The sequence below is a fragment of the Streptomyces sp. NPDC002619 genome, from assembly GCF_042889305.1.
In the GTDB taxonomy this organism is placed as follows: domain Bacteria; phylum Actinomycetota; class Actinomycetes; order Streptomycetales; family Streptomycetaceae; genus Streptomyces.
Genome location: NZ_JBIAQV010000013.1, coordinates 1 through 12,538, shown reverse-complemented (window position 1 = coordinate 12,538; position 12,538 = coordinate 1). Strand labels below are relative to the sequence as shown.

The 12,538-nt window shown below is 68.3% G+C and carries 12 protein-coding genes and 2 tRNA genes; 3 read left to right on the top strand and 11 right to left on the bottom strand.

Annotated elements, in window-relative coordinates:
- Positions 1-4: 4 nt before the first annotated feature.
- The 5 genes from clpX to ACFYXB_RS21345 form a co-directional block, all read right to left on the bottom strand.
- Positions 5-1,291, bottom strand: a complete 1,287-nt coding sequence (clpX, locus tag ACFYXB_RS21365) for an ATP-dependent Clp protease ATP-binding subunit ClpX (protein ID WP_351354549.1) — start codon at positions 1,289-1,291, stop codon at positions 5-7.
- A gap of 168 nt (positions 1,292-1,459) precedes the next feature.
- Positions 1,460-2,125 carry an ATP-dependent Clp protease proteolytic subunit gene (locus ACFYXB_RS21360; RefSeq protein WP_351354552.1) on the bottom strand — a complete coding sequence of 222 codons (666 nt, stop codon included), beginning with the start codon at positions 2,123-2,125 and terminating at the stop codon, positions 1,460-1,462.
- A gap of 67 nt (positions 2,126-2,192) precedes the next feature.
- Positions 2,193-2,798 (bottom strand): ATP-dependent Clp protease proteolytic subunit, encoded by a 606-nt coding sequence (locus ACFYXB_RS21355; RefSeq protein ID WP_351354623.1) that lies wholly within the window; start codon positions 2,796-2,798, stop codon positions 2,193-2,195.
- Positions 2,799-3,182: 384 nt separating this feature from the next.
- A complete protein-coding gene (gene tig / locus ACFYXB_RS21350; RefSeq protein WP_351354554.1) occupies positions 3,183-4,577 on the bottom strand; it encodes a trigger factor in 1,395 nt (464 codons plus the stop codon).
- Between the two features lie 221 nt (positions 4,578-4,798).
- Positions 4,799-4,875 (bottom strand) — tRNA-Pro (locus ACFYXB_RS21345).
- Between the two features lie 189 nt (positions 4,876-5,064).
- Between ACFYXB_RS21345 and ACFYXB_RS21340 the strand changes: the two genes are divergently transcribed.
- Positions 5,065-5,135 (top strand) — tRNA-Gly (locus ACFYXB_RS21340).
- 69 nt (positions 5,136-5,204) lie between these two features.
- Here the strand turns inward: ACFYXB_RS21340 and ACFYXB_RS21335 are convergent.
- The 3 genes from ACFYXB_RS21335 to ACFYXB_RS21325 form a co-directional block, all read right to left on the bottom strand.
- The gene (locus ACFYXB_RS21335) at positions 5,205-5,543 is read right to left on the bottom strand and encodes a tyrosine-type recombinase/integrase (RefSeq protein WP_389584589.1); all 339 of its coding nucleotides are present in this window, start codon (positions 5,541-5,543) and stop codon (positions 5,205-5,207) included.
- 17 nt (positions 5,544-5,560) lie between these two features.
- Positions 5,561-6,133, bottom strand: a complete 573-nt coding sequence (locus tag ACFYXB_RS21330) for a hypothetical protein (protein WP_389584586.1) — start codon at positions 6,131-6,133, stop codon at positions 5,561-5,563.
- A gap of 398 nt (positions 6,134-6,531) precedes the next feature.
- Positions 6,532-6,726: a hypothetical protein gene (locus tag ACFYXB_RS21325; RefSeq protein ID WP_351354575.1), complete on the bottom strand. Its 195-nt coding sequence runs from the start codon at positions 6,724-6,726 to the stop codon at positions 6,532-6,534.
- Positions 6,727-7,164: 438 nt separating this feature from the next.
- On the opposite strand from ACFYXB_RS21325, the gene ACFYXB_RS21320 reads away from it, so the two are divergent.
- Positions 7,165-8,364 carry an acyltransferase family protein gene (locus tag ACFYXB_RS21320; RefSeq protein WP_389584582.1) on the top strand — a complete coding sequence of 400 codons (1,200 nt, stop codon included), beginning with the start codon at positions 7,165-7,167 and terminating at the stop codon, positions 8,362-8,364.
- Between the two features lies 1 nt (position 8,365).
- Here the strand turns inward: ACFYXB_RS21320 and ACFYXB_RS21315 are convergent, their stop codons facing one another.
- Together ACFYXB_RS21315 and ACFYXB_RS21310 are read right to left on the bottom strand one after the other, a co-directional pair.
- Positions 8,366-8,839 (bottom strand): HD domain-containing protein, encoded by a 474-nt coding sequence (locus ACFYXB_RS21315; protein ID WP_389584579.1) that lies wholly within the window; start codon positions 8,837-8,839, stop codon positions 8,366-8,368.
- 33 nt (positions 8,840-8,872) lie between these two features.
- The gene (locus ACFYXB_RS21310; RefSeq protein WP_351354584.1) at positions 8,873-10,045 is read right to left on the bottom strand and encodes a PP2C family protein-serine/threonine phosphatase; all 1,173 of its coding nucleotides are present in this window, start codon (positions 10,043-10,045) and stop codon (positions 8,873-8,875) included.
- 200 nt (positions 10,046-10,245) lie between these two features.
- Between ACFYXB_RS21310 and ACFYXB_RS21305 the strand changes: the two genes are divergently transcribed.
- Entirely contained in the window at positions 10,246-11,499 is a 1,254-nt protein-coding gene (locus ACFYXB_RS21305; RefSeq protein ID WP_389584575.1) for a GNAT family N-acetyltransferase, read from the top strand.
- A gap of 19 nt (positions 11,500-11,518) precedes the next feature.
- Here the strand turns inward: ACFYXB_RS21305 and ACFYXB_RS21300 are convergent, their stop codons facing one another.
- Entirely contained in the window at positions 11,519-12,337 is an 819-nt protein-coding gene (locus ACFYXB_RS21300) for an Fpg/Nei family DNA glycosylase (protein ID WP_389584572.1), read from the bottom strand.
- Between the last annotated feature and the right edge of the window lie 201 nt (positions 12,338-12,538).

Genomic DNA, 12,538 nt, shown 5'->3' with positions numbered 1-12,538 from the left:
TCGGCTACGCCGTCTTCTGTTCGCCCGTGCCGCGGCCGCGGGCGTCCCTCGGGATCAGCGTCGGGTTCACGTTCGAGTGGACGACGTCCGCCGTGATGACGACCCGGGCGACGTCCTTGCGGGACGGGACCTCGTACATCACCGACATCAGGACCTCCTCCATGATGGCGCGCAGGCCTCGTGCGCCCGTCTGGCGGAGGATGGCCTGGTCGGCGATGGCTTCCAGGGCCTCGCGCTCGAAGTCCAGTTCCACGCCGTCGAGTTCGAAGAGGCGCTGGTATTGCTTGACCAGGGCGTTGCGCGGCTCCACCAGGATCTTCAGGAGGGCCTCGCGGTCCAGGTTGTGGACCGAGGTGATCACGGGGAGACGGCCGATGAACTCGGGGATCATGCCGAACTTCACCAGGTCCTCCGGCATGACGTCCTCGAAGACGTCCTTCGACTGCAGCTCGCGCTTGGAGCGGATCGTCGCGCCGAAGCCGATGCCCTTCGCACCGGCCCGCGCCTCGATGATCTTCTCGAGGCCCGAGAACGCACCGCCCACGATGAACAGCACGTTCGTCGTGTCGATCTGGATGAACTCCTGGTGGGGGTGCTTACGGCCGCCCTGCGGAGGGACGGAGGCCGTGGTGCCCTCGAGGATCTTCAGCAGCGCCTGCTGCACACCCTCGCCCGACACGTCGCGGGTGATGGAAGGGTTTTCACTCTTCCTCGCGACCTTGTCGATCTCGTCGATGTAGATGATCCCGGTCTCGGCCTTCTTGACGTCGTAGTCCGCCGCCTGGATCAGCTTGAGCAGGATGTTCTCGACGTCCTCGCCGACATACCCCGCCTCTGTCAGCGCCGTCGCGTCGGCGATGGCAAAGGGGACGTTCAGCATGCGGGCCAGGGTCTGGGCGAGGAGCGTCTTGCCGGAGCCCGTGGGGCCGAGGAGCAGGATGTTGGACTTCGCCAACTCGATGGCGTCCTCGCGGCTTTGGGCGCCGCCGTTCTCGCCGGCCTGGACGCGCTTGTAGTGGTTGTACACCGCGACGGAGAGGGCCTTCTTGGCCGGCTCCTGGCCGACCACATAGCCCTCGAGGAACTCGTAGATCTCGCGGGGCTTGGGGAGTTCCTCCCAGCGCACCTCGCTCGTCTCGGCGAGCTCCTCCTCGATGATCTCGTTGCAGAGATCGATGCACTCGTCGCAGATGTACACACCGGGCCCTGCGATGAGCTTCTTGACCTGCTTCTGGCTCTTGCCGCAGAACGAGCACTTGAGCAGATCGCCGCCGTCACCGATGCGTGCCACGGTGTGCTTCCCCTTCGCCTGGGAGACGCCTGGACGCCACGGTCCAGCCTCTCCTGGTGCTGCCTTATGTCCGACGGTACCTTGCCGGGCCCCCCGTTCGGGCCCCCCTTGGCAGGGTTCACTTTGACGTGCACCGTGCCAAGGGCGGCAGAGAATACCCGTTCCGCGTCAGCGGACGTCCTCGCTGTTCATCTTGCGGGTGGAGATGATCTGGTCGACGAGGCCGTACTCGAGCGCCTCCTCGGCCGTGAGGATCTTGTCGCGCTCGATGTCCTCGCGGACCTGCTCGATCGGCCGGTTGGTGTGCTTGGCGAGCATCTCCTCCAGCTGCGTACGCATCCGGGCGAACTCGTTGGCGATGATCTCCAGGTCGGAGAGCTGACCGCGGCCCGTGGAGCCGGCCGGCTGGTGGATCAGCACACGGGAGTTCGGCAGCGCCATGCGCTTGCCCGGCGTACCGGCGGCGAGCAGGATGGCCGCCGCGGAGGCCGCCTGGCCCATGCAGACCGTCTGGATGTCGGGCTTCACGAACTGCATCGTGTCGTAGATCGCCGTGAGGGCGGTCATGTCGCCGCCCGGGCTGTTGATGTAGATCGAGATGTCCCGGTCGGGGTCCATCGACTCCAGGCACAGCAGCTGCGCCATGACGTCGTTGGCGGAGGCGTCGTCGATCTGGACGCCGAGGAAGATCACGCGCTCCTCGAAGAGCTTCGCGTACGGGTCGTACTCGCGGATGCCCTGGGAGGTGCGCTCGACGAAGCGCGGGATGACGTAACGGCTCTCGGGCCGCGGCCCGTCGTACAGGCCGCTGGCGGCGCCGGGGAAGTTGTTCATGGGGTTCACCGTCCTGGTGGCGTTCTGGGAGCTGGAGTCTCGGCGGTTCGTGGCGTGGCCGGGCAGGTCAGGCACCGGTGCCGCCGCCTCCCGGAACACCCGAGGCATGCGTGATGATCTCGTCGATGAGACCGTACTCCTTGGCCTCTTCCGGGGTGAACCAGCGGTCGCGGTCACCGTCACGGACGATCGTCTCCACCGTCTGGCCGGAGTGCCGGGCGGTCAACTCGGACATGCGCTTCTTGGTGCGCAGCAGGTACTCGGCCTGGATCTTGATGTCCGAGACCGTACCGCCGAGGCCCGCGGAGCCCTGGTGCATCATGATGTCGGCGTGCGGCAGCGCGAAGCGCTTGCTGGCGGCGCCGCCCGTGAGCAGGAACTGACCCATCGAGGCCGCCATGCCCATGGCGATCGTGACCACGTCGTTCGGGATGTACTGCATGGTGTCGTAGATCGCCATGCCTGCCGTCACCGAGCCGCCGGGGCTGTTGATGTACAGGAAGATGTCCTTGTCCGGGTCGGCGGCAAGGAGCAGCAGCTGTGCGGTGATCTTGTTGGCGATGTCGTCGTCAACCTGCTGGCCGAGGAAGATGATCCGCTCGTTGAGCAGCCGGTTGTAGACCTGGTCGCCGAGGCCGCCACCGATGGAAGGCTCGCCGGCGGCGGAGGGCATCAGATTCGTCACGTATCCACCTGCTCGTCTTACGACGGCGCGGAGCCGTCTTACGTATCCCTGCGGGGCTGGAGCCGTTTCGGGGACTCCACTGCCCTCGTACTCATGGACCCTAACGCGACGGTCCCTTTGAGGAATCCCGGTATCGGGGGTGTTCGCCGGGGGCGTAGCGGCTCCGCCGGGGGCAGGCCAGTTCGTGGGGGGTGGCTGGGGTGCGTTTCGGGCTGCCGGCCCGGTGGGGGTTGATCGCGCCCACGCGACGGAGCCGCACATCGATACAGTCCCGCGCCCCGTGAGGTCGGCTGCGCCCAGGTACGACAGACGGGCCCCTCGGGAGACACCTCCCCAGGGGCCCGTCGTACGTCCTTCTCAGGCGCCGTGGGCTCAGCCCTCGGTCTTCTCCTCGGCCGGGGTCTCGGCGGCGGCCTCCGTGGCCTCCACCGTCTCCGTGGCGGCCTCGGTCTCGTCCTCGTCGTCCAGGTCGACGATCTCGCCGTTGGTGTCCTTCACCGTGGCGGCCTCGACCACGACGGCCAGGGCCTTGCCGCGGGCGACCTCGCCGACGAGGAGGGGCACCTGGCCACCCTCGACGACCGCCTGGGCGAACTGGTCGGGGGACATGCCGGAGGACGCCGCACGCCGCATGAGGTGCTCGGTGAGCTCCTCCTGGTTGACGTTGAGCTTCTCCGACTTGACGAGCTCGTCGAGCACGAACTGGGTCTTGATGCCCTTGACCGCGGCCTCGCGGGTCTCGGTCTCGAACTCCTCGGCGGTCTTCCCCTGGATCTCCAGGTACTTGTCGAGGGTGAGGCCCATCTGGCCGAGCTGGTGGTGCTCGAGGTTGTGCTTACGGGTGTTGATCTCGTCCTCGAGCAGCTTCTCGGGGACCGGGACCTCGACCAGCTCGAGCAGCTTCTCGAGGACGCGCTCCTGGGCCTGCGTGGCCTGGTCGTACTGCTTCATGTTCTCGAGGCGCGTGCGGCTGTCGGCCTTCAGTTCCTCGAGGGTGTCGAACTCGGAGGCGAGCTGCGCGAAGTCGTCGTCCAGCTCGGGCAGTTCGCGCGCGGCGACCTGGGTGACCTTGACGGAGACCTCGGCCTCCTGGCCTGCCGCGGTGCCGCCCTTGAGCTCGGAGGTGAAGGTGGCCTCGCCACCGGCCTCCAGGCCCTTCACGGCGTCGTCGATGCCGTCGAGCAGCTCGCCGGAGCCGATGGTGTAGGAGACACCGTTCGCGATGCCGTCCTCGAGGACCTCGCCGTCGACCTTGGCCTCCAGGTCGATGGTGACCACGTCGCCGTCCTCGGCGGCGCGCTCGACCGGGGAGGTGGAGGCGAAGCGCTCGCGGAGCTGCTCGACCGACTTCTCGATGTCCTCGTCGGTGACCTCGACGGCGTCGACCTCGACCTCGATGCCGGAGTAGTCCGGGATCTCGAGGGCCGGGCGGACGTCGACCTCGGCGGTGAAGTTCAGCGTCTCGCCGTCCTTCAGCTCCGTGATGTCGACCTCGGGCTGGCCCAGCACGCTGAGCTCGGCCTCGTTGACGGCGTCCTGGTAGAACTTCGGAAGCGCGTCGTTGACGGCCTCCTCCAGAACGGCGCCACGGCCGAACCGCTGGTCGATGACCCGGGCCGGGATCTTGCCCTTGCGGAAGCCCTTCACCGTGACCTGCTGGTTGATCTTCTTGTACGCCGCGTCGAGGCTGTCCTTGAGCTCCTCGAAGGGCACCTCGACAGTGAGCCGAACCCGGGTCGGGTTCAGGGTCTCCACGGCGCTCTTCACGGTTCGGTCTCCTTGTGGCTGACTTCTTGGGTTCTGCCGAGCCAGACAGGTCCGGCGGATTTCGCCGCCCGGGAGAGTTCGTAGGCCGAGTGGGCCGGGACACACGGGCGCGCAGCTTGCATAGTAACCGCAGCCCGTCAGCGCCCCAAAAGGCGATGTTGGGGGGACGGTGTCCTTCGACGTCCTGTTGACGCCCGTCTCCGGCCGTCGATGATCGTCGCTGGTCGGGGTGGCGGGATTTGAACCCACGGCCTTCCGCTCCCAAAGCGGACGCGCTACCAAGCTGCGCCACACCCCGTCTGGTGCGACACGTAGGGTACATGCCCGCAGGCAGTGCGGCTGCCTCATTTCCGGGGCGTACGGGTGCGGGGTGGCGGGCCGGACAGTGGAACGGGCGATGGCGTGGTCGATGGGGTGTGCGGTGACACTGCCCGACCCGCTACGATGCCTCCTGTGCCGCGGTCACCTGACCAGCGGCGCGACACGCGCGGGCGTAGCTCAATGGTAGAGCCCTAGTCTTCCAAACTAGCTACGCGGGTTCGATTCCCGTCGCCCGCTCTCTACAGCTCGGGGCCAGGTCAGAGGATCATTCCTCCGCCTGGCCCTGATCGTTTCCAGGGGTTCCGATCAGCCTTCCGTGTCCCCCACGTGCCCCTTGGGCTTTCGATCTTGCTGCTCCTTCGCCTTCCGGGGTTTCTTCAGTCCCTTGTCGACCAGCCCGCTCACGGCGTCGGCGATCAGCCGATCGTGTTCCGCACTGGCGTGCTGGTAGATCAGCGCGGCACGAGCGGTGCTGTGGCCCATGCGCGCCACCAGCTCCCGCGTGCCGGCCCCGGTCGACGCGGCGAGGGTGTTGCCGGTGTGCCGAAGATCATGGAAGTGCAGGCCCTTGATCACGGCGTCGGTGCACGCCTTGCGCCACAGCCGGTTGAAGCGGTTCCGGCGGGGAGTCGCCCCCCAGCGCACCCCCTGGGGCGACTCCGTCAGCCGACCAGCGTCGAGTTGAAGAACGCGATGATCACGCAGAGCCCCGCGCCCAGCAGCAAGAGGACTCCTACCCGGCCGAGTCGCAGCCCTGCGCGGCCGACGAGGCCGGCGCGGAACCCGGGTCGGGCCGCGGAGTTCTTCCGGCTGGCGAATCCGGCGCCCCCGAAGGCGAACAGCGCCATGCCGAACATCGTCAGCGCCGCGTACCCCTCGGTGCGGGCCGGGCTGATCCGCACGTAGGAGCCGGCGTGGACCCGGTCCAGGCGAGCGGTCTCCCCCGAGGCCAAGGAGGGGTTCACCGTGATGCGTGCCGCTGGATCGGTGGTGCGGCCGTCGTCCGACCGGAAGGTGCCGGTGCACCAGATCTCGGGCTTCGGCCGGCCGACCTCTGCGCAGGATGCGACGGTGAGCTTGCCGGGCTCGCCCAGCAGGCCGACGGCGTGGCCGACCTGGTAGAGCCCGAAGACAGTCAGTCCTACCCCGATCAGTACGAACAGGACAAAGAACGTCAGCGCCTGGGCCGGGCTCGCCGGCTGCGACGGCCCGCGGTTCGGGATCACTGTTGCCATGCACTGCCTCCCTGACCTGGTGGCCCCCTGAAGACAACACGTGACGCTATCGGACGGGCCCAGATCCGAGGCCACCGGGAGGCACTCTCGACGGCCGCGTGAGAGCCGCCCCCGAGGCGGGTCTGGGTGCCGGCAGGCTGTGGACACGACCTAGAGCCACACGCGCCCTCTGCGTGCCCGATCGAGCAGCGCCTGACAGGGAACACCGGCGAACCGACCAGGAACGCGCAGGCCACCGTCTCGCCAGGTCAGCCCGCATACGCGATCTTCCAAACCAACTACGCGGGTTCGGTTCCCGTCGCCCGCTCTGTGCATCGAAGTCCCAGGTAGGACGACGACCGCGGTCACCGCGCTGATGACGACGCCGTACGGCATGCGCGGCCGGCGTCGGCCCGGTGTCAGAAGTTTATCGAGTTGATCGTCTCGGCTATGGAGTCGAGGAAGCGGTTTATGGACGGGGCCATGCCCGTCGAGGCGAGGAAGAAGCCGAAGAGCACCGCGACGATCGCGGGGCCGGGTTTGATGTTTCCTCCCCGGATCAGCACCACCAGGATGATCGCCAACAGCAGCACCACGGACAGTGAAATGGCCACAACTGATCACACCCTCGGTCGGTCCGCTCTCCCGGCCTGGGGTACGGCCCCGCACCCCCGCCAGAACCATCGTGCCACCAACCCGGCTCCCGTATGCAGCCCGTGACGGATCGTCGGGTACCGGTCTGGTCCGGGTGATGTCCCGCACAGTAATTCGGGGGTGTGGACGCACGGGTTCCCAGGGGGAATTGCTGCCCATCGTTGCCCTCTCCACACATCACGTCCGCAGGTAATTCGAATTGTTGGTGCAGACGCGTCCCTATGCACCAATTAGTCGGGATGAATCCAGACATTGGGGGCGCCTGGAGGCTTTTGATGTGCTCACCATCACGTAGACAGAGTCGTCAACTTCTGTAATTCCGGGGCAGCAGAACCGCTTAGCCAGGAAAGACAGACGGGGTTTTACGAAATCCCACAGCCGACGCTAGGGTGCCTGAGATGTTTGACGCCGCCTCGTCCCCCGGCCAGAACCGAAGGCCACTCCCCCCGGCACAGTCGCCGGCGGACGGAGTGCCGAGCTCGCGCACCCCGAGGAGTGCGCAGCCACAGGAGGGACAGGAGGCGAGACCCGGCAAATCCGGCAAACAACGCGACGCCTTCTTCGACAACGCCAAGTATCTGGCCATCGTGCTCGTCGCGATGGGGCACTCCTGGGAGCCGTTGAAGGGTGACAGCCGGATCCTGGAGGCCGCGTACACGGTCGTGTACAGCTTCCACATGCCGGCGTTCATCATCATCTCCGGCTTCTTCTCGCGCAGTTTCGACATGCGCCCCGACCGGCTGAAGCGGCTGATCACCGGTGTCGCCGTGCCGTACATCGTCTTCGAGACCGCCTACCCGCTCTTCAAGCGGCTCGTCGACCACGACCCCCACCAGGAGATCAGCCTCCTCGACCCCTGGTATCTGACCTGGTTCCTGGCCGCGTTGTTCGTCTGGCGCCTGACCACTCCCATCTGGAAGCTGGTCCGCCATCCGCTCCCGCTGGCGATCGGCATCGCCATGCTGGCGTCCGTCACCCCCAACATCGGCGACGACCTGGACCTGCAGCGCGTTCTGCAGTTCCTGCCGTACTTCGTGCTGGGCCTGTGCATGAAGCCGGAGCACTTCCAACTGGTGCGCCGCCGCTGGGTGCGCATCGCCGCGGTGCCGGTGTTCCTCGTCGCGCTCGCGTTCGGCTGGTGGGCGGTGCCGCGTATGAACACCGCGTGGTTCTACCACCGCGACTCGGCGCAGGAACTGGGCGCGCCCTGGTGGTGCGGCCCGGTCATGGTGCTCGCGATGTTCGGCTGCTCGCTGCTGCTGACCGCCTGCTTCTTCGCCTGGGTGCCGCGCCGGAAGATGTGGTTCACCGCGCTCGGCGCCGGCACGCTGTACGGCTATCTGCTGCACGGCTTCCTGATCAAGTACGGCGACTACCAGGGCTGGTTCGACCATGCCGCGCTGCACCGCCCGCTCGGCGAGATCCTGGTGACCCTCCTCGCGGGTGCCGCCGTCACCCTGCTGTGCACCAAGCCCGTGCAGCGGGTGTTCCGCTTCGCGATGGAGCCGAAGATGGAGTGGGCGTTCAAGCAGGACGCCGCCGAACTCGCCCGCGAACGGCAGCGGAAGGAACGCGAGCGCGAGAAGGTCGACGCGTAGGTCAGCGCGTTTCCGAGCCTTCCAGACCGAGGAGTGCGCGCATGCGTGCGTACTTCTCGGTCAGTCGTTTCCTGGTCGGTTCGTCGAGGACGGCGAGCCGGTCCGGGTCCGCGTTGTGCGCCAGGTCCGCCTCCTTCACCAGCAGCGCGCCGGGCGTCGCGAGGATGCGCCGCGCGTACGCCTCCGGTTCCTCCCCCGCGCGTTTGGTGACGGCGAGCACGATGTCCTTCGTACGCCGGCTCAGCGCGGCGTCGGCCAGCCACTCGGGCGTCAGCGCGTCGTCCTCGACGGAGTCGTGCAGCCAGGCCGCGGCGATCTGCTGTTCGTCACCGCCCCGGACGCGCACACCCTCCGCCACGGCCCTCAGGTGTTCGGCGTAGGGCCGTCCCGCCTTGTCCGTCTGCCCCTCGTGCGCGGCACGCGCGACGGCCTCGACCTCGGCGAGAGCGAGCGGGGAAGGCTGCGTGTCGGTCACTCGCTCAGTATGTCCCGGCAAGCATGAGGGGGATCAGCGCAGTGGCGGTGACGCCTCGCGGCAGATCAGCAGCAGCGCCCGGTCGTCGTTGACGTCCTTGGCCACCGCCTCGATGAGGTGCCAGGCGGCTCCGTGGAAGCCGCCGGCCACATAGCGGTCGGCCTCGCCCGTCAGCCGGTCCATGCCCTCGACGATGTCCCGGTCGGAGGTCTCCACCAGTCCGTCCGTGAACAGCATCAACACGTCCCCGGGCCGCAGCGAGCCCTTCACGGGGTCGAACTGGGCCCCGTCGTACACACCCAGCAGCGGACCATCGGCCGCCTTCTCCTCCCAGCGCCCGCTGCCCGCGCTGAGCTGGAGACCGGGCGGATGACCGGCCGAGTACAGCTCGTAGTCCCCGGAGTCGACGTCCAGGACCAGGTGGATCGAGGTCGCGAAGCCCTCGTCCCAGTCCTGGCGGAGCAGATAGCCGTTGGCGGCCGGGAGGAAGGCGTGCGGGGGCAGGGAGCCGAGCAGGCCGCCGAAGGCGCCGGACAGCAGGAGGGCGCGGGACGCCGCGTCCATGCCCTTGCCGGACACGTCCGTGAGCACGACCTCCAGCGTGCGGCCGTTGTTCGTACGGGCCGCGACCACGAAGTCACCGGAGAAGGACTGGCCGCCCGCGGGCCGCAGCGCCATCTCCCGGTGCCAGCCGTGCGGCAGCTTGGGCAGCTTGCTCTGCACCCGGATCCGCTCGCGCAGGTCGAACAGCATCGTGCCGCCGCGCCGCCAGGGCACCCCGACCCGGCTGCGGAACTGCGCCGTGAGCAGCCCGAAGAAGCCACAGGCGGCGACCACCAGGACCACGCCCGGAGTGACCCGGGCCGCCCCCTCGGTGTACGGCCCGAGCTGCACCGACTCCACGATCAGCGCCGTGGCGGCGGCCGCGTACAGGCCGAGCAGGCTCGCCGGGCGCAGCAGCAGCCCGCCCGCGACGATCGGCAGCACCAGAGTGGCCGGCGAGATCCATACCGAGTTGGCGAGAGTCATGGCCGTGAGCACCGGGATGGTCAGCAGCAGTCCAAAGAGTGCGATCCAGTCCGAGCCGTCGCCGCGGAAGTAGTCCACGGCGCTTCTGCGCAGGCCGACGCGGGCCCGGTGCCACTGCATCCTGCACCGCGCCGTGAACGTATCGGCCTTCGCGCGCCGTTCTCGTTCTGCTGCCATTAGTTCGGGACCCTATCCACCGGACCAGCCGCTCGGCACGTGAGGTCCCACTTGTCCCCCGTCCGAGGCCCAACTTCACAGGTGACTTCACAGGGAATTTCACAGTTGACTTCACCAAGTGAACTTCACCGGGCGGCCTTCCGCTGCCGTCCGGGAGAAATTCACTGGCTCGTCCCGCAATGCCCTGGTACGCATGCTGTATGGGAACAGACCTTGCGCAAGACCGTGCCATTGAGCTGCGGGCGCCGCGGCGGGACGAGCTGGACGGGTGGTACGACGGCCTGCTGCGGGCGTTCGGCGGGATTCCGGAGTCGGTCGAGGAGCGGACGGCCTGGCTCGCGGTCCTGGAGCCCGAGCGGGCCATCGGCGCCTTCGACGGGGACGCGTGCATCGGTACGGCCGGTGCGTTCAGCTTCCGGCTGACCGTGCCCGGCGGGGCCGCGGTGCGGGCGGCGGGCATCACGGCAGTCAGCGTGGCCGCGACGCACCGGCGGCGCGGGGTGCTGACGTCCATGATGCGGCGGCAGTTGGACGACGTACGGTCGTGGGACTGGCCGCTGGCCGTACTGACGGCATCGGAGCCGGTCATCTACGGGCGGTTCGGGTACGGCGCCGCGACGTACCACGTCAACGCCGAGATCGACACGGCACGGGTACGGCTGACGGTGCCGCCCGGCACGGACGACGTACGGCTGCGGTACGCCGCGCCGGCCGATGTCCTCGACGCGTGCGAGGAGTTGTACGCACGCGCGGTGCCGTCGCGGCCCGGGATGGTGGCGCGGCTGCCCGGCTGGGAGCGGCTCCTGCTGCTCGATCCGGAGAGCGCGCGGGACGGGGCATCGCCGTTGCAGTGCGTGATGGCCGAGCGGGACGGGGAGTTCGTCGGGTTCGCGCGGTTCCGGGTGAAGCCCGCGTGGGAGGCCGCCGGGCCCAAGGGCACGGTGGTGCTCGAGGACATGGAGGCGGTGGATCCGGCCGCGCACGCGGCGGTGTGGCGGTTCCTGTTCGGCATCGACCTGACGTCCACGCTCACCGCGAGGCGGCGGCCGGTGGACGAGCCGTGGCAGTACATGGCGTCGGACGTACGGCGGTGCCGGCTGACGCTGCGGGACTCGCTGTATGTACGGCTGGTGGACGTCGGGGCGGCGCTCGAATCCCGTACGTATCAGGCGCCGGTGGACGTCGTGTTCGAGGTCGAGGACGCCTTCTGCCCCTGGAACTCCGGGCGTTGGCGGCTGAGCGGGGACGCGAAGGGGGCGGTGTGCTCGCGGACCGGGGACGCGGCGGATCTCGTTTTGTCGGTACGGGAGTTGGGGGCGGCGTATCTCGGTGGCGTGTCGTTGGCATCGCTGGCGGAGGCCGGGCGGGTGCGGGAGCTTCGGGGCGGGGCGCTGGGGGAGGCTTCCCTGGGGTTCGGGGGCGTTGTGGCGCCCTGGCTGCCGCACGGGTTCTGACCTCAGCTTGTGGGTGCCTTCAGTTCCGCTGGCAGGTCGGGCACCAGAAGAGGTTGCGGGCTGCCAGGTCCGCCGTGCTGATCTCCGTACCGCAGAGGTGGCAGGGGAGGGTGGCCCGGCGGTAGACGTACACCTCGCCGCCGTGGTCGTCGACGCGGGGTGGGCGGCCCATCGCCTCGGGTGTGTGCTCGGGGCGGACCGTGTCGATGCGGTTGTTGCGGACACCCTCGCGCATGAGGGCGACCAGGTCGGCCCAGATCGCATTCCACTCGGTGGGGGTGATGTCCCTGCCTGCGCGGTACGGGTCGATGTGGTGCCGGAAGAGGACCTCGGCGCGGTAGACGTTGCCTACACCGGCGATGATCTTCTGGTCCATGAGGAGCGCGGCGATGGTCGTACGGCTGCGGGAGATCCGCTTGTACGCGGCTTTCAGGTCGGCGTCCGTGCGGAGGGGGTCGGGGCCGAGGCGGTCGTGTATCGCCTGCTTCTCGGTGTCAGTGATCAGAGTGCAGGTGGTGGGGCCGCGGAGGTCGACGTACGAAGTGGCGTTGGCGAGGCGGAGACGGACCGTCTCGGTGGGCGGGGGTGCGGGGGTGGCGCCGAAGGTGACCTTGCCGAAGAGGCCGAGGTGGATGTGGATCCAGTCGGTGTTCTCGGGGTCACGGAAGCCCAGGAAGAGGTGTTTGCCGTGGGCTTCCGTGTGGGTGAGGTGTGCTCCGGTGAGGAGGGCGGCGGCGTCGGAGAACTTGCCCTGGGGGCTGGTCACGTGCGTGGGCGTGCCCTTGAAGTGGCTCGCGTAGTCCTGTGCGAGGCGGTGGATCGTGTGGCCCTCTGGCACAGTGGCTGTGTCCTTCCGTTTTCTGCCCACCCACCCGCCCGACTCGGTCGGCTGAGTGGTCACCGCCGCGGGGCTCCGCCCCGGGCCCCATCCTGCCCCGCCCCCGCAATGCCGTTGCTTGAGTCAGTGAAGTACTGCCGGGTGCAAGGTGATGACCTTCGCCGTGGTCTTGCGGGTGGGCTGACGGACCTGGCCTTTTGC

Bases quoted from the DNA above. Each gene is read 5' to 3' on its own strand.
- ACFYXB_RS21360 (WP_351354552.1), bottom strand. From the start codon at position 2,125: ATGAACAACTTCCCCGGCGCCGCCAGCGGCCTGTACGACGGGCCGCGG.
- ACFYXB_RS21355 (WP_351354623.1), bottom strand. From the start codon at position 2,798: ATGCCCTCCGCCGCCGGCGAGCCTTCCATCGGTGGCGGCCTCGGCGAC.
- ACFYXB_RS21330 (WP_389584586.1), bottom strand. From the start codon at position 6,133: ATGGCAACAGTGATCCCGAACCGCGGGCCGTCGCAGCCGGCGAGCCCG.
- ACFYXB_RS21320 (WP_389584582.1), top strand. From the start codon at position 7,165: ATGTTTGACGCCGCCTCGTCCCCCGGCCAGAACCGAAGGCCACTCCCC.
- ACFYXB_RS21310 (WP_351354584.1), bottom strand. From the start codon at position 10,045: ATGGCAGCAGAACGAGAACGGCGCGCGAAGGCCGATACGTTCACGGCG.
- ACFYXB_RS21305 (WP_389584575.1), top strand. From the start codon at position 10,246: ATGGGAACAGACCTTGCGCAAGACCGTGCCATTGAGCTGCGGGCGCCG.